Source organism: Novipirellula artificiosorum (assembly GCF_007860135.1).
Classification (GTDB): domain Bacteria; phylum Planctomycetota; class Planctomycetia; order Pirellulales; family Pirellulaceae; genus Novipirellula_A; species Novipirellula_A artificiosorum.
Window position 1 is genome coordinate 60,951 of sequence record NZ_SJPV01000010.1, and the last position, 25,261, is coordinate 86,211.

Below are 25,261 nucleotides of genomic sequence, written 5' to 3' on the forward strand. Positions count from 1 at the left end.
TTCCAACGTCGTCGCTTTCTCGCGTCCCAGACAGCGTTATCCACGGCTCGCTCGCGACAGCAAGCGATTGGCGGCGGAATCGTGCGGGAACTTTTCGGCCGCAGGATTCCATGTCAACGAACGTCCCAGCTGATAGGCGACAATCGTCAAGTGACCGAGCGTCGCCGCACGATGCCCTAGCTCCGCATCCGTGCTTGGGCGTTGTCGAGTGCGGATGCAGTGCAGCCAATTTGCCTGATGGTTGTTTCCTTCCCTGGCTGGCTCGCGTTGATTCACGGGGAGGCCCTCCATCATCTCTCTAGGGCCGCCCTCGATCGGTCCGCCTGTTGTCATTGATGTAATCCATCCCTTTTCTCCCACGAAGACGCCGCCGAAATTTCCGGCCAAGCGGGCCGAGTCAGGTACAGCCTGGTAAAGCCGTTTGACGTCCTGCCAGTCTTCAATCAGATGCAGCAACGTTCCGTTGGCGTAGCGACAGGTCAGCGTCGGATAGGGTCCGTCATTGGGGTGAAGTAACTCAACCGGTCCACTGCGTTCCATCCCCAACGCATACTGAATGATGTCCGCAGCATGTGAATGGTATCCAGTCGAAGCGCCCACCCCGAACTCTCGGCAGAACGACCAAGGAACGACTCCCGGCTTTGGATTCGTGTGAAACAAACGGTTGTAGCCATGCCACGGGGCAGGACCTACCCAACGGTTCCAGTCTAACCCCTCGGGGACGGGCTCCGCTGGCAACGAGACATCCAACGGTACGTAGGAACGACTTGCCGCCTCGAGGTCCAGAAACTCGCGATAGGGCTGAAAACGCCGATTCCTCAAGTAGCCCGCCATGTTTCGCCAAAGCGTAAACACCGATTTGACCTTTCCCAAACCGCCATTGCGTACGAAGTTACAGACTTCCCGGATCGCAGGAATTGAGCGGTACTGCGTCCCGGTCTGGAAAATCCGGTTGCACCGCCTGACCGCTTCCTCCAACACGCGTCCCTCGCGGACCGTCATTGAAACCGGTTTTTCGCAGTAGATGTCTTTACCTGCCTTTGCAGCATCGATGGCCATAGGAGTGTGCCAATGGTCCGGCGTGACAATCACGACCGCGTCGATGTCGTCCCTGGCCAAAACGTCCTGGTAATCGTTGTAGATATCGGGGCTGGAATTCCCTTCGGTCTGCGAGACGGCGGCCTGCGTGGCAATGAGACGCATTCGATCTACGTCACAAAGGGCAACCAATTCGACGGAGGGGTCGCTACTCAAACGGCGCACATGCCCCTGTCCCATCGTGCCAAGCCCGATCTGCGCCACGGTGATCCGATTGCTTGGTGGCGTTTGTCCCAGTCCCCCCCAAGCCGACGCTGGAATCAGAGAAGGCAGGGTCAACGCGCCTGCTGCGCCGGTCGCCTTTTGCATAAACCCGCGGCGGTTGAGATCGCGGCCATCGCCCGTCGTCTCACGGCTATTCGCTGTTGTGGATTTCATAGAGTGAACCTTTTTTGTAGTTCGTTGCTGGCAGTTAGCTTGCACCGTTTTGACTGGAAACAGACTACGCACGTTGGAGTCGTAGGCTTTAGCCGATTTTCTCATCGATGGGCGGTAAAGAATCGGCTTAAGCCTACTACTCCAACGTGCGCTGACTAATCATCCGGGCTAGTTCCTGCGTCGTTTCATTGAAGAAACGCACGCATTGCTTGACTTCGGGAATCGAATCATACCAGTCGTAGGAGTACTCCAAGCCGAACATCTTGGGCTCGACGCCTTGCCGGTGAAGTTCCTTGAGGAACGCCTTGGTCTTGCCAGCCCCCGAACCCCAAGGCACATCGTGACCTTCGGAGGTAAGAGCATCGAGGTCATGCAATTGCACAACGAACAGCCGCGAACCGATCGTTTTGACCGCGGCCACGGGATCGATTCCAGATCGCAACCAATAACCGACATCGGCGCATACGCCGATGTGCGGTCCGCGTCCGTCACAGACATTCATGACCGCCTCGGGGCTCCAGTAATGAGGCGAAGCCTTTTGGTCGTGGTTGTGGATGGCAAGGTCGATGTCGTACGCTTCGCAAAATCGTTCAATCATGTCCAGCGATTCTAGCGGCGGTTCCGAGATGAGCGTTTCAACGCCCATCTTTCGGGCGAACTCGAAGACCTCACGACAGCCCTCCTCGTCGCCGGGAATCTTCGCGTAGAAACTGGTCAGCATACGCACGCCTGCGTCGTCCAGCTTCAATCGAATCGCCTTTAACTCGTCGTCGTTAAGCTTCGCATCAAACGGTTTGTCGATATCACTGCTGACCTTCTGAAAGCTCAAGCCGCCCAAGTAAGGCAGCCCCAATTGCTCGGTCTTCTCGATGGTCTCGAACAAGGTGTAACGGTAAAACGTGTAGGCCGTCACGCCCAACCGCCATCCGAGCTTCTCCTGAGCGGAAATCGTCGGAGTCAAACGGTCGCTTGGGATGGTCGAAGCGGGGAGGTCTCCCAGTACGAACTGAGTCGCAGAGAGATAGAATTTCAACATCTGTGGATCGCGAAAGACCTCTGGGTTGTGCGCGATCGTGCAATAGAACACGCGGCCTCGCCCGTAGTTGCGTATCCATGCGAGCGCGTAGTCGTTGTCTTCGCGCTCTTGCTTCCAGCGACTCTCCTTCGGCGTGAGGTCGGTTCTGTCGACATCGATGCTGAAGAGCACACGAAGGCGGTCACGTGAATAGGGACCGTGAACGCGAAAAAACTCGTCACGGTACTCGAATCCTTCCGCCGGGAAGACGCGAACGAGCGGATGGTCCGGTGAGTCGACCTTGGCGAAGACGCGTTCGTCAAATTCACGATGCCGTGCGCCGCGTGCGCCCAGCATGACGCCAAATTCCGGCCAGTCTTCCACTGCGCCCGGCCACTTGGTAAACGCCACGGTCGTTCCGTGGACTCCCATCAATCCACCGCCAGCATAGACAAATTCGACAAGGTTCCGACGCAACTGCGAATCCTCGAATAGGTTTCCTACCGTGTTATTCAAGAAGACCGCGTCGAAACGCGACAGGCTTTCGCGACGAAACACCTCCGGATCACGGCTGAGCACAATCTCGAATGCTCCGGTCCTTTTGCCCATTTGCTCAAATGCGTAGTTGGCGTGGAAGCGCGACGGATGTCCGGGATAGCCCACGTTGACATCAAAAATCAACAGTTTACGAACCTTGGCGGGAGTCGCGGGCGCCTCCGTGGGTACTGCGGTATCGATTGCCGCGATGGCGACTGCGTCCAGTTCCGCGGAAGAGATGACACGTTGCTGAGCCTCCTCCGCTTCTCTCTGGTATCGTTTCTGATCGCTGGCGCTGGCTTCCGAATTCGCTTGTGCGCAAGCTCGTCCCGGCATGCAGGAAACAGCAGCTGCGCCGAGCATGATCGAAAAGACGACTCGAAAAATACGTTTCATGATTGGTCCTTTTTTGAAGCTCTGCCAGAGAAATTCAATCGAATGCTTCACGCCGACGGAGCTCACCGGGCCTCTTGACCAAGTCGCTCGCATCGGGCTCTCATGTCCGTCAGAACGTCGGTGTGTGCAGGCACACTCGCGAGATTGCGTTGCTCACCCGGATCGCGAGTCAAATCGAATAACTGTTCGTACGGCGGATCGTGCTCTGTATAGCGGATGTACTTCCATCGCTCGGTTCTCACCCCTTCACTCTTGGCAATCGGACGGCGGGGGCGTTTCGTATTATACGTATGCTCGTAGAACCACTCCCTCCGTCCCTCGATCGCCGCATCACGTAGGAAGGGGGCAAAATCGCGTCCCTGCATCACAGAGGGAACTTCGACGCTTCCCATCGACAGCAGAGTGGGAGCGATGTCGATATTTAGCACCATCTGCTCTCGCCTGGTCCCGCGCAGTTCATGCGGTAGGCGAGGGTCGCAGACAATGAGCGGGACGCGTATCGACTCTTCGTACATGAGCCACTTGCCGGTCAGTCCGTGGTCGCCGCGCAACGCACCATGATCGGATGTGAAGATGACGATCGTGTTATCGTCCATGCCCAGTTCTTTCAGAGTCGCCATGATGCGACCCACGGCGGCATCCATGCCCGTGATCAAGCGATAACAGATTCGAGCCTTTTGAAGAAGTTCTTGATCAGCGTTGCTGGGCCATTCACCGTTGCCATTGAGAGATTCTCTAAGGAACTCGGGATGGGCCTCGAAGTTTTTTCGGGTGTAGCTTGCGGGCGAAGGAATCTCCGTATCCCGATACGGGTCGGGTGTTTCCGGATCGAAGAAACCGAACGGCCCGTGCGGCGTCTTGAAGCTGATCGACAAACAGAACGGTTGGCTGCTCGGGGTTGTCCGCAAGAACTCAATCGCCTTGTCGGCCAATAGCGTCGTGAGAAAACGATCTTCCCCGTCGACCTTCTGGCGGAAGCTGATCGATTGGGGAAAACCAAACCAGAAATCGAACTTGTCCTCCGGCAGCGACAGTCGGCGAAGCCCGTTTGACGGGTTACCAATCGCCATCTTGCCTAGAAAACCGGTGCGATACCCCGAATTCCGCAGAAGCACCGGATACGACGCATCCATGGCTTCCGACGAAAGCGGCGTAGAAAATTCGACGATCTTGTGACGACGCATATGCTGCCCCGTCAAGATCGAGGCCCGACTGGAACAGCAGATGGCGGTCGTGACAAAGGCGTTGTTGAAGATCACACCGTTGCTGGCGAGCTGATCGAGATTTGGCGTCTGAATGATCTGGTTGCCCATGCAACCCAAGTCGTCGAATCGCTGATCGTCGGTCAGCAGGAAGAGAATGTTCGGTCGGGGTTGCTCGTCGGCGAGAACGAAACCGGAAACGAATTGCGTTACAAGCACCACGCAAAGCAGCAGGAGAATTCGTCTGAGCGTCATAGCATCACTTACCTGTCAAAGGCCTTGATCGAAACCTCGTCTGATTGTAGCGAATTCGAATCCCTGTTTGTTGCGAGAAAGAGCTTTTCAGCCGATCACCGCAAGCGACGATGATGTTGGGGATCACTCGGATCATAGGTGCCATCAGTATCTGAAAGTAGCGTCTGATCGATCGCACACAACTCCAACAACGCATGCCAGTCTTTGCCAGACCGTGATAGCCGACTCATCTCCAGACCGAGCACCATCCCCACTGAGTCATGTGCGACGACTTTCTGGCACTCGGTAAAATCTCGTAGGCCTTCCCGCCAGTCATGGTCATCTTATCCGTCGAAGGGTGCTTCTGATCGTCAAGAATTATGACGAGTGCCACGACGCGTGAAGTCATCCCTGTGATGCATTGGGTGCTTTTTGCTGCGATTCAATGCGGCCAACCGCCGGGCTGTGGTGTGGCCGTGCACTGCGTGTCGACGTACCAGGCCTTAAGACGCGTCAGCATGACGGCCGCTCGGACGGCGTACTCACTGGCCAAATCGGTCTTCTCGGATGGGTCTTGGTCGAGCCGGTAGAGTTCGACTTGCTCGTTCTCAAAGCTCCCCTTGCGAGCCTTGGTGCCATTTTCCGATCAAGGCCGTGGTATAGTCTGCCGACTGCAACAGCTCGGCAAAGGTGACTTCCGTCTTCTGCAACCCTTTGCGGTGTTCGGGATGCTCGCGCACCGGATGAATCACGGCCTCGATCCCGGCTCGCTGTTGATATCGACCGGTCAGCAATCCGGCCCGAGTCGGCGAGCAGACGGTGCCCGAGGAGTGGAAATCGGTCAGCCGCATTCCCTCGGCGGCGAGACGATCAATTTCAGGCGTCTTGAAATACGGGTTTCCAAAACAACGGACGCCAGCATAGCCCATATCATCCACCATGATGATCACGAAGTTGGGACGATCATCGGCCTCGGCCAGCGATGCGGAGAGAAGCAGCAGTAGACAGAGTCGTCGTTTCATTTCAGTCCTTCATCATTTCTGTTGCATGGGCGGGAGAGTGGTCGGCTTGCCGTTCAAGGTATTGAAGAAATCGGTTTTCATCGCTTTCTGGTCGATATCGCGAATGATATGAACGGTCGTTGGCGAGTCGACCTGCTTCCACTGGTATTGCTCATCCGGACCGAGCACCACGGAAGGCTCGACCGACGTCAGCCAAGGCTTCCCAAGGTGGTTGCCGATGACCATGGAAATCGTCGCCACGTCGAAGAGGGCTTTCTCGCGAGCAGGCGTGATCGCTTCCAGGTATTGGCCCAGCCGGTTGTCGGGATAGAGTCCCGACTCGGCGCGTTTGTCCATGGTGATGCTGGCACCGGTGGGATTCTCCAGGATGATCCAGAAATCGACATCGCTCTGACCGGTCACAAAGACCGACCAAGGGTCACTGCCTCCGTTGTGACTCCTGACGTTGACCTTTTCTGAGCCACCCCCCAGCCAGACGATTTTGATTCGGCTCCTCAGGTCCAATCCTTGTTCACGGGCCAGAAGAATCGCGCTGGCAATGTTGGTGCATGGCCCGACGGGCAGGACCCACACCGGATTGTCGGGCGAAGCGCCACGAGCCGCAGCTAGAATCGCTTCGCTGGCTTCGCATTCGATTGGTTGCGTGTCCGACCAGTTGCCACTGGCGGGAACCTGCAACGGCACTTTGGCGCCGTGGAACACCTGCGGAATTTGGTTTTCAGAACGATGCTTTAACAGGCCGCTAATGCGGCTGAGTTCGATGATGTAGAGAATCTCGCCATAGTTGATCGGCTCCTGGGCAACGCCAAAGTGATTGATGCGGTGGGGACCGTGATGGGCGCTGTTGATGCCCAGCACGTCCACGTTGCTGAACAGGCCGTAGGCGATGTAATGCTGGTCATCGACTTCGTTGCGTGCGTCGGTGTCGAGAAGGACCTGCGGCAAGTGCAGTGTTTCTGGCGTGTGGACTCGCACGATGGCGGAAGATAGCTCGTTGAAAGTGTCGCCCACTTTGGATCCGATGACGATGCGGTAAATCCCTGGTTCCTGGTAGGTGTGGGTGACCGACGAGCCGTCAACCGTCGCCCCGTCTCCGAGATCCCAATGAGGGTTGCTCGGATTGCCATTAAGTTTGAACGTCACGGGCTTGCCGGCCAGCACCGGCCCATCGAGCGGAACAATCGCGACTGCACTCGTGGACGGGTTCTGCGCGATGGCCAAACCGGGCAACAGGCTGGTGATGAGACCGCAAACCAGCAAGGCTGAGGCCGTCTGGCGAATAAGCTGGCTTTGTTTGGACACAATCACTCTCCCTGTATTCAGTACTTTTCAATTTTCAGTGCGTGATCAATTCTGTTGCTGTGGCGGCAAAGGGGTTGGCCTGCCGTTCAGATCGTGCTTCGCGCCCGCTTCCCAGTTTTCTCCTCCCCGCGGCGACGTAATCGAATTGGCAGCAGGCGGCGATATTGATCGGACCGTCGATTGTATAGCGCTCGGCTGGGCGGCGTCGGCATCGGGACATTCTTTAAAACTGACCTCGAATGAATGTTGTGCAGTGAGGGCAATCAACTTGAACACCTGAGGGCGTTTTTTTTTCCGAGACGGCAACTCGAGACTGCCGTGATGCGGAAAGGATGCACCCCACCTCCCACCAGGGAGATTCGATGGGAACGAACTTTTTTCGGGACATTAACGCACGTCACTGGCTCGTGGTGTTATAGCTGCATCCGGTCCATGAAACCGCGCGGACTTAGCCATCGGCCTTTCCGCGCTGAGGTGAAAATGACCGACGCGACTTAGAATGATCTGCAATTGCATGAAGACGATGCAACTTCCGCGCGTACGCTGAGCAAATCTGCGAGCGAGGAAGGGCGAGCAACGCCTGTGACGCTTTAACGGTGTCCCGGGCGACACTCTACCGACGACGTCTACCACAACAGAAAACGGTCAGTCGTGCTGCTTCGCCTCGTGCGTTGAGTGAAGAAGAACGCAACAACGTACGCCAGGAACTTTACAGCGATCGCTTCATTGACCAGTCGCCGTATCAGGTTTACGCCGCGCTGCTTGACGAAGGCAACTACCTGTGCAGCGTACGGACGATGTATCGAATCCTTGCTCAAAACAAGACCAGTCGGGAAAGACGAGATCAACTCAAACGCCCGAACTATCGAAAACCCGAACTGCTCGCGACAGGCCCTAACCAAGTCTGGTCATGGGACATCACGAAGCTTAAAGGACCCGAAACATGGACTTATTATTATCTTTACGTGATCCTCGACATTTTCAGCCGGTACACCGTCGGCTGGATGCTGGCTCATCGCGAACAAGCCAATTTGGCCAAAAAACTGATTCAGGAAACAATTGAGAAGCAAAAAGTCGTGCGTGATCAACTGATCATTCACAGTGACCGAGGCCCTTCGATGACGTCGCACAGCGTCGCCAATTTGATGGGCTCCTTGGGCGTCACAAAATCCCATAGCCGCCCTCATGTATCCAACGACAATCCCTATTCGGAAAGCCAGTTCAAGACGATGAAGTACCAACCGGAGTTTCCAAACCGATTCGGAAGTTATCAAGACGCGCTGTCGCATAGCCGTCAGTTTTTTGGCTGGTACAACAACGAGCATTACCACAGCGGGATCGGGTTGATGACACCGGCGTCGTTGCACTACGGACTGGCCGGTGGCATCATCGCGTCACGAACGAACACCTTGGATCTGGCGTTTGCAACAAACCCTGAGCGATTCGTCAACGGTGTTCCGCGACCAGCGAAACTGCCGACTGCTGCATGGATCAATCCTCCGGTTCAGTTGTCGGCAAACGAAAAAAGGCCTCCAGAAATTCATTGTCCTGGAGGCCCGCAAGAAGCGTCTTTGACGCACCCTCGATCCGGTTATCCCTTGGCTGGTTGCGTCCCCGCAGAGCCAGCTTCCGTTTCACCGAACGCAACGAACTTAGCCGACAACGAACCTTTGAACACCCGAGCAATGCCTGGAAAAATCCCGGGGGTTCGGGGGCTGGCCCCTGATAGAGCTGGCTTCAGTCACTAATTTCCAAAAGTTGTTGTCTCAAACTTGTTGACACGTTCCGCGGAGCGTAAAAATAAAATATCAATCGATCTTAACACAGCCAGGAACTGCTACTTGGCTTCATCCGACAAATTCCAGGGCACATTCGGCATCGACCAACAACTACTTGCTTTGGGCTACCACCCAGGCAAAGGGTACTCAGTTGGACACTTCAAGCGACTGTCAGACACCAACGTCGCAGGGAAGTTATTGTTTTTCGACAACGATTGAGTAAAGACCGAACACACTGGGAAATGGGAGAAAACGGCTTACGGATATTCGTATCTGGTTGATGGGAAAGACCAGTTGAAATGGCACCGAAAACGAGAATAGTTGACGACCACCGCTTCATTGGGATTCGTTGTCGAACTTGATCATCAAACACAGACTACCTGTACCGGCCACTTTCCTCGCCGGCAACTGGATTTGACAGGGGCGTCGCAACACTCAACGCCCACCTGCTGGCTCAGTTGGGAATTTGACAGCACTGTGGCGATCGGTGAAGATAGGTCTCCGGCTGATCTTCCTTCCAATCGAGAACACTCGAACGAACCGGTGAAGGTCGTTTCCTCCCAGGGAATCTCGCTGGTCCTTCAGGTTTTACACAAGTTATCCGGCTGGGCATCGGATCCCAACGTTGCCATCAATCTCTTGGGCGAAGCTTCGGCCAGCTAGATCGTCACTAAACCAGGAACAATCGCATGCTTGCTTTTGGTGCACCGGGCCTGATGGAGCTGATCATCATCGGCGTCATCTTGCTCATCCCCGTTGCCATCGTGGTTGCGTTGGTCGTCGTCCTGACACGCAGCCGTAAAGCGTCCGGCAACAACCCGAACTTGAAACCGTGCCCGGATTGTGGGCGATTTGTGTCACTCCGCGCTACGACCTGCCCGCAGTGCGGGTGCCCACTTCAGAGGCAGCAATAGCGTTCAAACGAACCTCGTCGGGGTATGATGACACCAATGCCGGATAACTAACGCATCCAGCGGAGAGCTCGATGCACTGATTCCTGTACTCATGCTTTTCTCCTCGCACCCGCTGATGCAATTCGTTCTGACAGATCCGCAGGAAACTAAAATGATCCGTACCCTTTCGATCGTCTGTCTCGGGTTGATCGTTCTTGTTGCCTCTGCCAAGAGAAGTACGCCGTCGAAGTCTACAGAGCGTGGCGTACTGCGCGGCTACGTCGGCGACTGGGATCTCGCCTTCGATGCGGACGATCCTTTTTCGCAAGGAACACTCAGTGGAGAATGCGTGCTGGGTGGTACGTATCTCGAACAGACCGGTGAACTGAAAGCCCGATTCGTACCCTACAATGCGAAAATTAAGGTGTTGACAACCTACGACGCGAATACGAGCCAGTACAAACGGTGGGCATTCTTGTCGAATGGTCGTAGCCTTTCCTACACGGGGACTTGGGATCCCAAAACGACGACGATGGTGTGGGTCTCAGAATACTCCGAGCCACTGTCAAAACAGACCGTGCGGACAACGACAACCGAAGAATTCCGTGACGGTGATACCATCGATGTGTCCAAAGTCTCGATGAGTGGAGGGCGCGAGGTTGGTCGCTCAATCGAACGAAGAACGCGCCGCAAATAAAGAAGCAGCCAGAACTATGTCGATCGGCATAGGGCCCCGCATTGCCCCGGCCCCCCTGCCACGCCACCAAAGCACACGGGTCCATTCGTCGCTGGTGGCTAGTTTCCGCCTTGCCGCTATGCAACTGCCAGACGCATTGTCGATGGCCGTTGGCACGACAATCAGTACCGCCAAAACAACAAGTCCAATGCGGTCGTTCTCTTCTCGCCGGGTTCAATTTGCAAGAAGAACGCAAGCTGCACGATTGGTGGATAACTAGGTACCGGTGTCGGGCCAACCGGGGGCGGCGTGTATCGAGCGGTTTTTTCTTGCCAAACCGGCTCACTGCATTGACTCCCGCTTTGTATTATTGTCATACTATAGGAAAAATAAAACGAAGGCCCCGCCTAGCCCAACCCCGATCGCAGCGAACAGGAGCACGCTCCATGATCTTTGTCCGATATACCGCCTCATTGGCAATCGTGTGCAGCCTTCTTAGTCATTCTGCCCTGGCGGAACCAACCGCAGCCGCAAGGCAACATGTATCTTTGGACGGAACGTGGGAGATCGCCTTTGATGCAGGCAACAAGGGTCGGGCGGCGGATTGGCACCGGGATGCGGCGTTTTCGGCGCTGGTCGAAAAGCAGAAGATTCCAGTTCCGAGCTGCTGGGAGGAGCTTGAGAAAGACTACGAAGGTGTGGCCTATTACAGACGCAAGTTCACCGTTCCGAAGGATTGGAATGGGAAGGTCGTTCGTTTGCACTTTGATGCCGTTAACTTCTTCTCAGAAGTTTGGGTGAACAATACGGCCGTCGGCACTCATGACGGTGGATTCACGCCTTTCGAATTCCGCGTCGACGATCTCCTGAGACTCGACCGGGAGAATACACTCGTCGTGCGCGTCGCTGGTCCGATTTTGCTGCAGGACAAACGAATCGACGGAGTGGGGAAGATGGAGACGCCGCAATGGCGCGGCGGCATCACCGGCGGCATCTGGCAGTCGGTACGCTTGGTCGCCACCGATTCCGTCTACGTGGAAGACACGTTTATCGAGCCGAAGATCGCCGATGACAGTGCGGCACTGCATATGCAATTGAGCAACACCGGCGACCAAACTACATCCGCTGATGTGGAGATCGTGATTCGTTCAACCAAAACGCCCGAGCGTATTGTCGCCACATTGCGCAAGAAATATGACCTCAAACCGGGATTGAACCAGCACAGCGAAACGTTGCACATACCCGACGCCACCTACTGGTCGCCCGACGATCCTCATCTGTACCGCGCCGAAGTCAGGGTGGTGTCAGCCGATGCGGTCTCGGACAAATGGACGACGCGATTCGGGATGCGAGAGTTCACGATTCGCAACAAACAGTTCTATCTCAATGGGAAGCCGCTCTACCTGAAAGCGACGTTCTTCGAGGGCCTTTACCCGACCGGCGTGGCCTATCCCGACAGCCGCGAAATGGCGATCCGCGAGATCAGGCTCGCCAAAGAGGCTGGCTTCAATATGATCCGCCCTTGGCGCAAGCCGCCGCCACCGATGTGGCTGGACCTTGCTGATGAGCTGGGCGTCCTGACCGTCGGTAGCCTGGTGGTGGAATGTATGGGCTTCCCGTCCGAATCGGCTCGGCTGCCTGGCTGGGTGGAAAACGAAGTAAGCGAGAGCATCTTGCGCGACCGCAATCGTGCCTGCGTGGTGCAATGGGAGTTATTCAACGAGTTGAAACAGCCCGTCCTAAAGCGATTGCTGCGTCCGATGGCGATTCTTTCGCGCCAGCTCGACCCGACGCGGCTGATTCTTGATGAATCGGGCGGATGGGCCCAAGGTGCAAACATGTATCTGCCTTACCAGTCCGAACCGGTCAAGTTCAACGATGTCCATTTCTATCCTGGTGGGCAGGTAAACCAGTCGCAGTACGATCGCATCCTGTTGATTGGCAAAACGAAGGAAGAGCAGAGAGCGATGGGCTTGGCGGGCCTGCCGATGCCTGGCAAGAACGTACAGCCAGGTCTCATGTCTTATCTGTCGGAACTCGGCTATGCCAGTTGGCCCGACATCGTGGGAAACAACGCGATGTTTCGGGAACGTGGAAACCCGATCTTGCCGGCGACCGTTACAACCAAGAACTTGGAGAAACATCTGGGACACGCCTTCAAGCGTACCGGATTCGACAAGGCATTTCCGGATCTGCGAGCTTACTGCCTGGAAGAGCAACGAATACACGGCATCGCCAACAAGCGTATGATCGAGGCCACGCGAACGAATCCCGAGATCAGCGGTTACTGCATTCACGCCCTGACCGACGGCGATTGGATCCTGGGTGCGGCGATTCTCGATCTGTGGCGGAATCCCAAAACCTTGGCCTACGAGATGACCAAGCAGGCCAACCAGCCACAAATCGTTTCCGTTCATGTCATTCCACGGAATGTGTATGCGGGACAAGAAGCCAAAGTATCTATTACGGGAATCAACGAACTGCGGTCCACTCAAGCGATAGTGACTGTCCACGTCGAGTCACTCGATGGAAAAACGCTCTCCACCAACACGCTCACCAAGGACTTCCAACACGGGATCTCGGACCTCTACACGGATCTAATTAAGACCGACTCGATGCGAGGTAGCTACCGTGTTCGAGTCGATGTCAAGGATCCATCCGGCCGACTGATCACGAGCAATCAGCGGGCATTTGATGTCTTTGAGAGAGAACAAATCGGCAGGCCGACAGGGCAGGTGTCCGTCGTCGAAACCGGCAATACGGTGAGTGCTCATCTAAAGAATAACGGCATCAAGACAATTCCATTCTCTTCGGACTTGGACCTGTCATGTCCGGTGGTTATCGGAGCGATCAGCAAGGCGACGCCCGACTTTCGAAAGACCGTCGGCGAGGTCAAGGAGTTTGTCACGCGTGGCGGATACGCGATATGCCTTGATGTCGCCGGGCCAAGCCTAACTTGGGGGGCTCCCAATCCCGAGCCAAAGCCGAAAGATGATGACGGCAGTTGGAGTTGGATCGTACCGCGAGTCTTGACCGACAGTGACGTGGACCAACTGCCGCTGAGTGGGAAACTGTACGCGACGGAAGGAAACTACATCTCACGAAATCACATTGTGACCGATCACCCCGTGTTCGACGGCCTGCCGACAAACGAATTGATGAGTGGAGTCTACGAAAACGTCTGCGCGAACAAGTCGATCTGTCGCCCTAACAGAGGCCAATACATCAGCGGTGTCATTACGTACGACCAACATAAAAATATGGATAACTCGCTTCGTCATTACAACGGCATCGGCGATGTGCTCTGGGCAGCCGACGTGCTGCTCGTAACCGAGGGCAACAGCGACGGCAAGATTCTGTACTCTACCCTCAGGATCATGGAGAACTTGGGCAAAGACCCTGTTGCGGACAAGCTGCTCGTTAACATGCTCAACCAAGTCGGGCAAAGCGATGCTGATGGTGTACATCATTAGCATCGAACAGGCACGGTAGCCCCAGAAGAGGATTACCTTACACGTCCAGGAAATGATCGAGATATGAGATACCTGAATTTCAACTTCTGCTGCGTCACAATTGCGACTTGGCATGTTGTGTTGGCATCGTCGTGTTTGGCGACCGACCACACGCGGACAAGCCGTGACAGCGCCTCGACCATCGAGGCCGAGCCCATCGACGACAGGCCCAGTTGGCAGCGCGGAGAAAAAGCGACTGGAGGGTACCTGAAAATCGATACCACAGGCACACTCAACAATAACATCGACGCTTCTTGTCTTCGCTTTCCAGTCCGTGCGAAGGAAAATAGTATCTTGACTTTCAAACTGGCTCGGGATCCAGCTCGTGATGCCTGGAAAACGAGAGTTCGTTTCGTCAGTGACAATAAGGTTTTGAAAGTTGGTGGAATCGCAGAGAAAGAGGGTGGACTGTTAGGAACGGGGCGTAGCACTTGTTCCAAAGGTTCGGACGGGTGGTGGAACATATCGATCTGCCTGTCCGATCATGTCAAAGCGACGGAGGTCACCGGCATCGATTTTGGCAGAACCGGCGGAGGAACAACCGAGTATTTCGTTGATGACATCTATCTGGATGATACAAAGCTCTGGGCTGAACCAGGAGACCCCTTGAACGACAGCCAAGGTGTGGCCACAGCCATTCACATCGCTGACAGAATGGTCGAAGCACAATGGCCAGAAAAGATCGCGGCTGGCCGACTAGCGTCCGACGATTATCCCACAACCCATGTTCCTTCACGCTATTCGAACCGGGTTTTTGAAGACCATTTTGTTACGTTTGACGAAAGCAAATGGAATCGAGGCATCTCTAATAAGGAAACTGGAAGTTCTCACCTTGTGAACAAAAAGCGAGGAGGCGGCCTCAATATCCTCAATCAAGACAAGTACGCCGGGTACATCACCGATGAAGACTCCTTCGTTCAGGACGGCGTCCTCTTTTTGCAGAACCAGAAACGACGATATCGCGGAACCGAGCCTCCACCCTGGGAGTGGGATGTGAAGGCTATGGGTTGGCGGAAGACTCCAAGGCCTGCAGACTTTCCCGTTAGTCGGACCCACTTTGACTACACCAGCGGATGGATCAACTCCTTTGATAAGTTTGGATTCAATGGCACGAAGAATCCCACCTATCTTGAGGTCCGCGCAAAATTTCCCAATGGAAAAAACGTATGGCCTGCCATCTGGATGGTGGGAATCAAAACCTGGCCTCCCGAGATCGATATCTGGGAATACTTCGGCTGGCATTGGAGTGAGAATCATCAAGATTACATGGCCATGCGATACATTTATCCGACCCAATGGCCTCAAACCTGGCTAAAAAATGGAAACACATCCTATCTATCGCAGAGCTTTGTCGAAAAACACAATGCCGACACGATCTGGCATACTTATGGCTTCGAATGGGCTGGAGATGTGATGGTTTGGTATCTCAATGGAGAAGAAGTCCATCGTAAGCATCGTTATGGCTCTGATCCTTACGATATGCCAGCTGAGCATGCCCAAAGATCATGGCCAGATGAAGCCCTTTACCTAACCTTGAATAATGGCGTGCTGGCTCAAACCAACCCAGGCAGCCCCTTCAACCCCAACGACAAACATCCGGCAGTATTCCCGAATTACTTGTCCATCGACTACATAGCGGTTTACCAGGACAAAGCGAAACTCGATGGGATCATGACGCGCGAAGAGATTGAAGCGAGAAAGAAATGATGCGTTTTACTTGTGAGCCAATCATGCGTGTACCTTCTTTCCTTTCGCCTCTACTGTCGGTTTCCGTACTGATGGTCTCGCTGGGATCGGTTCGGTCGGACGATGTCCTCTGCGACTTCGATCAAGGATCCGAGCCAACGTCGATTATCCACCAGCGCGCCGAAACGGAACTCGTGCAAGGCGCGACCGGTCGCGCGCTCCAGGTGACTCTGCACGGTAAGGGCGAGCCTTCCCGCATTCGACTCACCTCGCCCGGCTGGGACCTGTCATCCTTTTCCGGCGTAGCGATCGACGTGACGAATCGAGACTCGCAACCGATCGCTGTCCTCGCTCAAATTTCGGTCGGTCAAGAGAAAACAGCTTCCCGAAGCGTCGTCTGCCTAGAACCTGGCGAGACCGATACGATGCTTCTCACGTTCTTTCGAAGTGAGCCGCCGGAGTACATGCTGAAGTTCTTTCGCGATATGCGAGGCTTGCCTGGCGGGGTGCTCGCACATTGGCAGGCGCCGGACTTGACCAAGCTCGACACGATCGAAATCAGCAAGTCGCGTCCGAACCAGTCGATGTGTTTCTCGATCGACAACATCCGCGCCACCGGCAGGTTTGCGCCGCCGAGTGAGCAGGAACTGCAGTCCGACTTCTTTCCGTTCGTCGATCGGTACGGCCAATACATGCACGGGACGTGGCCGGGCAAGACACGATCGGCGGAAGCGATTACCGCCCAGCGTTGGGCGGAACTCGTGGATCTGGACGCCCACCCCGGCCCGGTCGATTGGGACCGATATGGAGGCTGGGCCGCCGGACCCCAACTCGAAGCGATGGGCCACTTCCGCACGGAGAAGTATCGCGGAAAGTGGTGGCTGGTCGATCCCGATGGTCGACTGTTCTGGTCGCACGGGATCACGGGCGTGCGATTGTCGCAAAGCACAAAGATCTGGCAGCGGGAGAACTACTTTTCCGAAAAGGTGCCCGACGGCGACTTCCGCGCGTCCAACCTGAAACGTAAGTTTGGTCACCGATGGCAAGAGGAAGCTGGCGACCTCACCCACAGGCGGTTGCGCTCCTGGGGTATGAATACGTTTGCCAACTGGTCCGATCCGGACCTCTACCACGTGCGGAGGACCCCGTATGTCGTTGCGGCGGGCTCCGGCATGTCCAAGAAGGTTTCGGCCTCGATCGACGAAGCGGTATTTCGCGCCACCGTGCGAGGAAGGCTCAATGCCGAGTGGGCCGCCGAGTTCAAGGACGATCCATGGTGCCTGGGCGTCTTCGTCGACAACGAACTGCACTGGCCCAAAAAAAACACACCCCAGGTCGTGGAGACCTACTACAAAGTCGTCAGCGAGCAGCTGAAGGCGGTGGCCCCGAACGTCCTCTACCTGGGCAGCCGCATCCACGGCGACGGTGAACCTCGCGCTGCCTACCGCGCGGCGGCCGCTTACTGCGACGTCGTTAGCATGAACCGCTACCAATTGGCCGTCGTCCACGAAGTCCTGCCGACGGACAGCCTCGACAAGCCAATGATCATCGGCGAGTTCCATTTTGGTGCGCTCGATCGAGGACTGCCGCATACGGGTCTGCTGGCCGTCGCCAATCAGCGACAACGGGCCCGGGCCTATGCCGACTACGTTCACCAAGCTCTGGAAAACGATCGCATCGTCGGCGCCCATTGGTTCCAGTACTCCGACCAGCTCTTCACCGGCCGAGGAGACGGCGAGAACTACCAGATCGGATTCGTGGACATCGTTGATCGGCCGTATCCTGAAATGGTCGAAGCATCGCGCGAGATGGGAGACACGCTGTATCGCTATCGATTGGAACACCGCAACAAGCACTAGAAGAGAAAAGAAGAGATGAAACGAGTACTAATCAGTCTGTTCGTTGCAGTGGTGGCTTCCAGTGTCTGCGCCAAAACCCAGCCCAATGTAGTGCTGATCGTCTGCGATGATCTCAACGACTATATCACCGGCATTCCCGGCCCGCGTCGTCGACGCTGCAATCATGCAAGCTGAGTGCGCGAAGGTTTTTGCAGCGCCGTTAGATTCCGAAGTCCGATACTGGTGATTCCTGGACCTTGTAGCTCTAGTTCCTTGAGTTGCGTAAGCCCCCGAAGATGTGCGATTCCGTTATCGGAGAGTTGGTTGCATTCGCGCAGGTCCAGCAGCTCAAGTTTCTTTATGCCTGCCAAGTGTTCTAAGCCGACGTCCGTGACATAGGTCTTGACGGCACGGATGCGTGTCAGAGAGTCCATCTGTGCGAGGTGTGTGAACGATTCGTCGGTGATACTGCACCGACGGACATTGATGTCGTGGGCGGGCAGTACCATTGCTGGCGACATCATGAGGACGAGACGATTGGACTGACGCATCCCTTCCACCACGACTTGCGCGCTCGCGGGTTTGGGTTGGCACAGCACGCGGGCAGTGGCTATGGACACGATTTCCGCGGCTGGGAGTTTTACACCCAAACCAAAATCGCGTACGGCACGGTGATCATTGGGGATCAAGAATATCCGCACCCTGTACCGACCTCGATGGTGTGGCGACCGGACAAGGTGATCTGCACGTACGAAGTCGCTGGCATCAAGATTCATGAAGAGAAATTCATCGCTGCCAACGATGTGGCTTGTTCGATCATCGTATCCGGCTCGCCCATCACACTTCGCTTCGATGGTCACAGCTTGGTGATTCCGAAGCTGAGCATCGACTGCACCGCCAAAGTGCGATTCGACCAGAGCAATAACGCGGTTCAAATTGCCGAAGGCGGCACAGTTGTTACGCACCCAGTCGAAAACGAAACCTGCACCGGCCGGCTGATCTATGACGGCATGAGCACCGTGCTTTCTTCATCGGCACAGATCACTTCGTACACAGCAAGGACCGACGATGAAGGTCGCCGAGAAGAGCACCCGGCATTTCAACAAGGTCTTCTTTGAAGGCGACCCGAAGTACAACGACGGCAGCTTTGCCGTCTACTGGTACGAGGAACCCGGTGGCGAAGGAGAGAAGATCCAGCTGCCACGCGACTGGTGGGTCGACTATCGGGTGGGCGAGGGCGACTGGACGCGCATGAAGAAGTATGTCACCGACAACTATGGCCTGCAGCGCGACAAGTTCAATGTCGTCCGCCACCCGAGCACGACTGGGCTGGGCGCAAGTGCCCGAGGCCTGTCAGGCCCGTGCACGCCAGGATCCTGCGACAAAGTGGCCCTTTCGAAAAACTCATACACGACATCTTAGGGCAGGTTGACATGGACCGAAACTGGCGTTTTCGTGGGCATCCTGCGCCGGTGATGACCGACCACATAGCTCGATGCGAGGTGCCGCCAACCTGCTGATGTGTGTCGGGAGGAAACGTTTGCGGTCTCGCCAGGGAGTCGTTCTTTTATCCTCTCGGGTCCGCCGTCCGGCTCAAGTCATACTCTAATCGCGTGATGGAGTACGCCGGAAGTGTGATCGAATCGCCGTTGGAGGCGGATATCTCGACGCGCTCACATCGCTCGGTATCCTGCATCGCTTCGGCCAGCGACCTATCCGCTCGATGTGTCAGTTGTATGCCTCCGGTCAGGCGGAACCCGAGCTTTCTTTCCGTATCGGTCATCGCAACCTGTTCGACGGTATACTGGTTGTCGTGTCGATTGATCACAAGGACATGCACGCGATCTTCTCCCACGAGCGCAATGGATTCCAGGTCCTCAGCGGCTGCCGAGTCACCACGCGTCTGGATCGTCATGTCGACCACGGCGTGACTGTTGCGAATTGCGTCGCGAAATACCGAGAAGTGGGTGTACGGCAGATGTTCCTTGTCGCCAATTCCTTGCGGGCCGCCGACAAAGTCCCAGAAGTGCTGGAACGAGTGCCAGTGCGCGACGGTAACGGACGGCCGCTTGATGAACCGCAGTAGCATGACGTCCGCGTGCAGAGCGCCCAGATGGGAGAAGCGGAGGTTGTACTGCTTCAGGTTCCCTCCGAAACCTCCGACCCCGTACTCGGTCATCCAGATTTCCTTGCCGGAGAATCGGGTTTCGAGCGTTTCAAGTGTCTTGTCGAAGAAGTGGTCCAGGTGGGCGTCGCAGTTGTTGTAGCCTTCGATATGGGGGATGAAGTCTTCCGGCTTCACGTCATTTGCCATGCCTGTCAGCGAATAGACGTGCAGGATAACCGCGTCGTAGAAGGTCTCACCCTCGAGCGCGGCGATCCAGCCGTAGGGATGGTCCATTCCGGCCGAGCGGTCATCGGTCAGGAGGTTGTCGTACTGGTACATCTGGTTCGGCAGCACGACCCCGACCTTGGTCTCCGGCAGCAGCTCGCGGATCACGGCGGTCAGTTTCTTCGCACGATCCAGATACTCGGCCCCCGCGGCAAAGGCCCATTTGTAGCTGCCGTAGAAGACCTCGTTGCCGATCTCGATGGCCGTGACGCGGTGGCCCTCTTCAGCGATCTTCTCCAGCCAGGCCTTGTTCTGTTCGAACGTCTGTGTGCAGACGTTCAACACCAAACTGTAGCGGACATTGTGTTCCTTGACGAACCGAAAGTACTCATCCGGCACGCGGCCGGCGCCGTCGGTGAATTGGGCGACTCGCTTGTTATGCCCGGTGTAGTCGCGTGTCGATGGCGATTCCTCGTCGTAGTACCCCGTGAAGGGATTATAGAAATTCGAGCCTGTCCCACCGGGGTAGCGAAAGAACGGTCGCCCGGCCGCCAGGTACTTCTCCGCATAGGCCGGATGGTCGAACCAGACGGGGCGGAAGAGGCACTCGTTGTTCGCGCCGTGGATGTCCTGCGAAAGGGGACGGTGGGCGTCCAGGGCAACTGCTAATCGGACACTCTGTGCCCGTAATGGTGCGACGGTGCTCATGAACAGGACGAGTAGAAGACTCAGAAGAGGACATTTCATTTCAGGTATGGTCCGATCGTAAAGGTTGATTTTCCGAGGATCGCCCACCACGGTGAGCTGTTGTGCGCGATGCCGTACTCACTGCTGCTGGAGAATCGTGTTCCGGTCGAGTTGCTGCTGCTCCTTCTTCACCTGGTTCAATAGCCAGCCGGAAAGATGGGCTCGCGATGAGAAGAACGCCTCCTCGTCATATCGTCCCGGGTAGGTACTCTTGAAATTCGACCGATGAGTATCCCGGCTCAAATCGCAATCGAATCGAGCGAGTGTGAAATGGGCGTTTTCCGCCCAGTTCCCCGGAGCGGTGGCATCGACCGGCGGCGGAATGTGGCAAAGCCCCCAAGTGATGCCGCGGCCATCCTCGTTATCCGAAAACGCATCAGCCACAAACGGCCCCGGCGCAAGCGGCGGCATTTCAATGCTGGACATGATTTCGAAATTCACACCATCGGGTGCGAACTGCACGGTGTTCTTCTCCGGTCCATCCAGACTCGTAATGGCAGCGATTCCCCCTTTCCATGGAAACAGGCAAGTTTCATGCCCTGAAGTGATAACGGGATTAAGCGGATGCTTGGTGAATGGTCCGAGTGGATCTTCCGAGATCGCCAGCCCTTGTGCGCGGACAAGTTCAAGGCCGGGAGACTCGTCGCTCGAATGGATCGGCTGGCCTTTGTAGTAAAGGTAGTATTTCCCTTTGAACACGAGAACGTCCGGCGTCGTCACGCTGCGCCAGCCATAATCTGGTTTTGGCGGCCGGGGAACCGCGACTCCCTGCTCTTGCCAGGCGAAGCCATCGTTGCTGGTGGCATACCAGATTTCCGCGAGATCCCAATCCGCCGACGGAATCGTGTCGGTCGCCTTGCCCGTGCCGCTCGGGGGAGCCTCGGTTTTGCGATGGGTGTACCAAACATAATAAGTCCCATCGATCTTGAGGACTTTCGTGGGGTCGCGTCGAGACGTATTGCAGCTGTAGTCGAATCCCTCCAAACGTGAGTAGCGAAAGTTGCTGTACAACTCCATTCGATCATTTTGTGAGACCCCACGCGGCGAACCCAAAGACGCGATTCCCCAAAAGTCATAAGCCCGCTGCATCGCCGCGCTGAGCGGTCGGTCAGTCGGTTTCGTCAAAGGCAGCCGGCCGGGAAATCCCCTGGCAGGCGGCTCGGCAGCCGGCACCAGGGCCAGCGGAGCCAGCAACGCGACGGTGAGTACGGCTTTTGACATGGTCGAGAGGGTCATTGTTTTCCTTTACGTCGTAGTAGGGAGCCTTGCCGCGAGGCGGAAAACCCGATCGAGGGTCACGGCCCATTCTATCGAAGACGGCCGCTCACTCGGCGGCTTCGTGAAGTCTCGCCGCGTTGGTATTGACGTCGCGGATCACGTCGGTCCACTCGGTATGGTAGTTCTCAAACGGGTCCATAAAGCCGTTTTCGTTCATGGGCGAATCGCCCCGCTCGGCCGCGTCCCACTGTTCCAGGCAGCCGCAGTGGTGCCAGCCGATCATGTAGGGAGTGGCCATCATGCCTTCGAGCGTTTCGCGATAGAGCGACGCCACTTCCTGGAAGCTCCTGGCCTCGGTTCGCCAGCCCTTGGCTCCCCACTCCTGCTGATTCGGCTGTACGTAACTGTAGGATCCGTCGCCGTTGTAGATGGGCTTGCCGAGTTGTTCGTAGAGTTTCGCGACTGACTTGCCATCCTGCTCCCAGCGACCGTAGGCCTGGATGGTGACCACGTCGACGTACTTCTTCATCGCCGGAATCATCCACTCGTAGTGCCACATGACCATGTTCTTGTCACCGAGAATCAAATGGTTCGGATCGTACTTGCGGATCGCGTCGTGGTGCATGCCGTACCACTTCTCGCAGATCACGTACATGAACGCGATCATGTCCTCGGTGGCCTTCTTTGCGTCAGCCGGCTCGAACCACGTTTGCAATCGGGCCATGTCCTGCCAGGTAATGCCATAGGCCGGACTGACGGGCAGCCCCCAGACAACGGCCGCCGCCTCGGGCGAATCGTACCGCCGGCTCAGGTGTTCGACCCAACGCTGCTTGCCGGGCGCCCATTCTCCGAGTGGCAGAATGGCGTTGATCCATGGGTAGATCATCACTTGCTCGTCCCGGTCGTTTTGGTCCTTTTGACCCATGATCCAACTGGGAACGTCCGTGTAAAGGTAGCCCAACAGGTTGCGGCTCTCCTTGTTTTCGGCACACACGTCATGCACCCGGCGGTCGAGAAACGCTTCGAAATCGCGAGAGAAAACATCCGGCCGGGGTCCCTGGCCCTTGCGCTCTCGCCAGCCGGCCAAGGGAGCAGTCTCCAGCGACGCGATATAGTACATCCTGTCCTCGTACAATGCCCGGTCGATCGACTCATGCGTGTGCTTGCCGAAGGTATTGAAGTGCAGATCATCGCAGATTTCGATCTGACGATCGATCCAGCGTTTGACGGCCGTGCCCTCCGGGTTGAATCGGGCGCCTTCGGTCACCATGTCCTGGCCGTATCGCTTGAGCGTCGCTTCCTTGTTGTAGGGCGCCAGCCAGAGATGCGGTTCGATGTGGTTCACGCCCAAGCTGACGAACCTCTGTCCATCGGGATTAATGAACCACCAGACACCGTCGATCTGTTTCGCGTGAACATAGCCGGTTGCGAGATCCGAGTCTTTTCCAGGCTCTGCGATCGCACTCTCAGCGAACATAGCGATCACAAGGGCGAACATTGCAGTTGCGAAAAGAGTTGTTTGTATCTTCATTGCGGTTCTAGTGCCTCATTTCACTTTTCAACCTTCGACTTTCGACTTTCTAGTGTCCCCAAAGCGTACGGCCCCGCAAATGCTTCTGCCACGTGTCATAAAGCCTGATATCCAGAAGCTCCAATTCCTTCGGCGTGGCGGGATGGGGCGAGTGTTCGTAAATCTGGCCGTTCATGTCCGTGATTGCCTGGAGCAGTTTCGGTCGTGGATTCCCGTGAATATCGTAGATGCCGTTCTGGTTGTTCTTCTTCAACGTCTCGCCGCCCTGATCGAACATGCAGGCACAGTACGTGACGCCCAGGACCTGAGGATCCTTGAAGTGACGCATGAGATTCGCCCGATAGACTTCGCCTCGAGCGTCGTGCGACTCTAAACCGGCGTGGCGGCTGCCGACGTCGCCGGGGTAGTGCCAGCCGAAATACTCGTCGGAGATCAGGATCGGCAGATCGGCCGCCTCGGCCAGTTTGTGTACGGGAACGTCCTGGTTGATGTGCTGCGGCGCGATCATGTCGACATAAGGAGCCATCGCCTTGCACGTCTCGGGCGAGAGGGCGAACTCCTTGACGAACGAGCCAAAGATCAGGTGGTTTGTGTCCCATCGGCGGATCGCGTCGTAGCCGATTTTGTAGAGTGTGATCGCCATGTGCGAGAGAATCGCCTCGAAATCGGCAACCTGGCGAGGATCGAGTTGGGTACGGACCTTGGGATAGTTGCGGCGTTCCATAAGCTTGTCGAAGGCCAATTCCTCCGTGTCTTTCAGGTCACCGATTCGTTTCAGTGAGGTGCCATACACCTGGTTGAACTTCTCGACGTCGCTCGCGTAGCGCTCGATCAGAACGTCGACGACCGCATTGCGGCCGTGACTTCCCACGGGTAGTGACAGATATTGGTTCACCCAGATCTCGGCATGGTTGAACGCGCCGAATCCGTAGTAGTATCCCATCACCAACGGGTCGTCCTTGACCGGCGGGCAGGCTGCCTTGGCCCGCTCTTCGATCATCTCCTTGTATGTTGGAGCAAAGATGTCCGGCAGGTCTTCGCCTTCGACGAACTCCCACGGGTGTTTCAGCAAGATCACGCCGACGGCGAACGGGAAGTTGTGCTCGCGGAACAGGGCTTCGACCTTGGGGATCTCGACGAACCCGTTGAGATTCCGCTCCGGGCTGGTGGCGCTGCCCAGGGCGCAGTTGAACCCCATCGCGCGAGCTTTGGCAAACGAGTCCTTCATCCAGGCGTCTTTGTCGCCGCCGTAGACGTTCTGACAGGCGACGTCGCTTTCGCCGGAGTAGAGATGGCTGAGCGCGACAGGGAAGAACACGTTGCCCTCGGGTGTGATGAACCAGTGGCGACCGCCCGTCTTCTCGAGATGGAAAAACCCGGTCTCTTCGCCCTGGATTCCAGTCCAGCCGCCGTACTTGTCCAGTTCAACGCCGAGCGTCGGGCGAGCTGAAAGCAGCATGGCAATGACCAGTGCGATCCGTGCGATGGGGCGGATCGAATTGTGCGTGGAACGTCGTGTCATGGGGCACTCCGATTTCTCAGGGGGGCGTCGGGGTGCGGGGGCAAGGCTCAACAGCAATGTCAGCTTTATGAAAGTCCTGCACTCCAGATTTCTTGCCGATTTTGGCATGTTTCTATCGCCTTTGTTTTCTTGGTGGCAATGTAACGTGACTCTGCCAATTCCTCGATTTTCACCTGGGGAATGTCCGACAAGGCAGGATTGTAAACCTCTCATGGGAGAATTGGCGTGTTTTCTACGGAATCTCTATCCAGCCCCTCCCCGGCCGCTACCGCGTCCGACCCTCCCGACTGGAGGGTGAAGGCGTAGAGTGGCAAAGGTAGTGCTTAGATTTGAGAAGCCCAGAA

General features: G+C 56.2%; 19 protein-coding genes and 2 pseudogenes. 11 read left to right on the plus strand and 10 right to left on the minus strand.

The window, feature by feature from the left end:
• Window positions 1–36 precede the first annotated feature (36 nt).
• The 3 genes from Poly41_RS23495 to Poly41_RS23505 form a co-directional block, all read right to left on the minus strand.
• On the minus strand, window positions 37–1,476 hold the full coding sequence (locus tag Poly41_RS23495) for a Gfo/Idh/MocA family protein (protein WP_197231566.1): 1,440 nt from the start codon (window positions 1,474–1,476) through the stop codon (window positions 37–39).
• A 136-nt stretch (window positions 1,477–1,612) separates the two neighbouring features.
• The gene (locus tag Poly41_RS23500) at window positions 1,613–3,424 is read right to left on the minus strand and encodes a ThuA domain-containing protein (RefSeq protein WP_197231567.1); all 1,812 of its coding nucleotides are present in this window, start codon (window positions 3,422–3,424) and stop codon (window positions 1,613–1,615) included.
• Between the two features lie 62 nt (window positions 3,425–3,486).
• Window positions 3,487–4,881, minus strand: a complete 1,395-nt coding sequence (locus Poly41_RS23505) for a sulfatase family protein (protein ID WP_146529513.1) — start codon at window positions 4,879–4,881, stop codon at window positions 3,487–3,489.
• A gap of 359 nt (window positions 4,882–5,240) precedes the next feature.
• On the opposite strand from Poly41_RS23505, the gene Poly41_RS23515 reads away from it, so the two are divergent.
• Entirely contained in the window at window positions 5,241–5,450 is a 210-nt protein-coding gene (locus Poly41_RS23515; RefSeq protein WP_146529517.1) for a hypothetical protein, read from the plus strand.
• Window positions 5,451–5,468: 18 nt separating this feature from the next.
• Here Poly41_RS23515 and Poly41_RS23520 read toward each other — a convergent pair whose 3' ends face one another.
• Together Poly41_RS23520 and Poly41_RS23525 are read right to left on the minus strand one after the other, a co-directional pair.
• Window positions 5,469–5,882 (minus strand): sulfatase-like hydrolase/transferase, encoded by a 414-nt coding sequence (locus Poly41_RS23520; protein WP_146529519.1) that lies wholly within the window; start codon window positions 5,880–5,882, stop codon window positions 5,469–5,471.
• A 12-nt stretch (window positions 5,883–5,894) separates the two neighbouring features.
• On the minus strand, window positions 5,895–7,184 hold the full coding sequence (locus tag Poly41_RS23525; RefSeq protein ID WP_197231569.1) for a nucleoside hydrolase: 1,290 nt from the start codon (window positions 7,182–7,184) through the stop codon (window positions 5,895–5,897).
• Window positions 7,185–7,735: 551 nt separating this feature from the next.
• Between Poly41_RS23525 and Poly41_RS23530 the strand changes: the two are divergent.
• The 8 genes and pseudogenes from Poly41_RS23530 to Poly41_RS34310 all read left to right on the plus strand — a co-directional run.
• Window positions 7,736–8,686: pseudogene (locus Poly41_RS23530) on the plus strand (IS3 family transposase); the annotation flags it as partial.
• Between the two features lie 965 nt (window positions 8,687–9,651).
• The gene (locus Poly41_RS23535; RefSeq protein ID WP_146529524.1) at window positions 9,652–9,876 is read left to right on the plus strand and encodes a hypothetical protein; all 225 of its coding nucleotides are present in this window, start codon (window positions 9,652–9,654) and stop codon (window positions 9,874–9,876) included.
• A gap of 151 nt (window positions 9,877–10,027) precedes the next feature.
• A complete protein-coding gene (locus Poly41_RS23540; protein WP_197231570.1) occupies window positions 10,028–10,552 on the plus strand; it encodes a DUF1579 family protein in 525 nt (174 codons plus the stop codon).
• 425 nt (window positions 10,553–10,977) lie between these two features.
• The gene (locus tag Poly41_RS23545) at window positions 10,978–14,004 is read left to right on the plus strand and encodes a glycoside hydrolase family 2 protein (protein ID WP_146529527.1); all 3,027 of its coding nucleotides are present in this window, start codon (window positions 10,978–10,980) and stop codon (window positions 14,002–14,004) included.
• A gap of 63 nt (window positions 14,005–14,067) precedes the next feature.
• Window positions 14,068–15,750, plus strand: coding sequence for a glycoside hydrolase family 16 protein (locus tag Poly41_RS23550; protein ID WP_146529529.1), 1,683 nt, complete (start codon window positions 14,068–14,070; stop codon window positions 15,748–15,750).
• Between the two features lie 71 nt (window positions 15,751–15,821).
• Window positions 15,822–16,118: pseudogene (locus Poly41_RS35785) on the plus strand (hypothetical protein); the annotation flags it as partial.
• Between the two features lie 75 nt (window positions 16,119–16,193).
• Window positions 16,194–17,588, plus strand: a complete 1,395-nt coding sequence (locus Poly41_RS23555) for a hypothetical protein (RefSeq protein WP_146529531.1) — start codon at window positions 16,194–16,196, stop codon at window positions 17,586–17,588.
• Between the two features lie 15 nt (window positions 17,589–17,603).
• Complete coding sequence (locus tag Poly41_RS34310) at window positions 17,604–17,762, plus strand: hypothetical protein (RefSeq protein WP_197231572.1); 159 nt, start codon at window positions 17,604–17,606, stop codon at window positions 17,760–17,762.
• Here Poly41_RS34310 and Poly41_RS23560 read toward each other — a convergent pair.
• Window positions 17,750–18,001: a hypothetical protein gene (locus tag Poly41_RS23560; RefSeq protein ID WP_146529533.1), complete on the minus strand. Its 252-nt coding sequence runs from the start codon at window positions 17,999–18,001 to the stop codon at window positions 17,750–17,752. The genes Poly41_RS34310 and Poly41_RS23560 overlap by 13 nt on opposite strands.
• 9 nt (window positions 18,002–18,010) lie before the next feature.
• On the opposite strand from Poly41_RS23560, the gene Poly41_RS23565 reads away from it, so the two are divergent.
• Both Poly41_RS23565 and Poly41_RS23570 read left to right on the plus strand, forming a co-directional pair.
• A complete protein-coding gene (locus tag Poly41_RS23565; RefSeq protein WP_146529535.1) occupies window positions 18,011–18,685 on the plus strand; it encodes a hypothetical protein in 675 nt (224 codons plus the stop codon).
• Window positions 18,636–18,989 carry a hypothetical protein gene (locus tag Poly41_RS23570; protein WP_146529537.1) on the plus strand — a complete coding sequence of 118 codons (354 nt, stop codon included), beginning with the start codon at window positions 18,636–18,638 and terminating at the stop codon, window positions 18,987–18,989. The genes Poly41_RS23565 and Poly41_RS23570 overlap by 50 nt, the downstream gene beginning before the upstream one ends.
• Before the next feature lie 145 nt (window positions 18,990–19,134).
• Here the strand turns inward: Poly41_RS23570 and Poly41_RS23575 are convergent, their stop codons facing one another.
• The 4 genes from Poly41_RS23575 to Poly41_RS23590 all read right to left on the minus strand — a co-directional run bounded on the left by Poly41_RS23575 (window position 19,135) and on the right by Poly41_RS23590 (window position 24,917).
• Window positions 19,135–20,607 carry a hypothetical protein gene (locus Poly41_RS23575; RefSeq protein ID WP_146529539.1) on the minus strand — a complete coding sequence of 491 codons (1,473 nt, stop codon included), beginning with the start codon at window positions 20,605–20,607 and terminating at the stop codon, window positions 19,135–19,137.
• A gap of 117 nt (window positions 20,608–20,724) precedes the next feature.
• On the minus strand, window positions 20,725–21,867 hold the full coding sequence (locus Poly41_RS23580) for a glycoside hydrolase family protein (protein ID WP_146529541.1): 1,143 nt from the start codon (window positions 21,865–21,867) through the stop codon (window positions 20,725–20,727).
• A gap of 103 nt (window positions 21,868–21,970) precedes the next feature.
• The gene (locus tag Poly41_RS23585) at window positions 21,971–23,395 is read right to left on the minus strand and encodes a beta-agarase (protein ID WP_146529543.1); all 1,425 of its coding nucleotides are present in this window, start codon (window positions 23,393–23,395) and stop codon (window positions 21,971–21,973) included.
• Between the two features lie 49 nt (window positions 23,396–23,444).
• Complete coding sequence (locus tag Poly41_RS23590) at window positions 23,445–24,917, minus strand: hypothetical protein (RefSeq protein WP_146529545.1); 1,473 nt, start codon at window positions 24,915–24,917, stop codon at window positions 23,445–23,447.
• Window positions 24,918–25,261 lie beyond the last annotated feature (344 nt).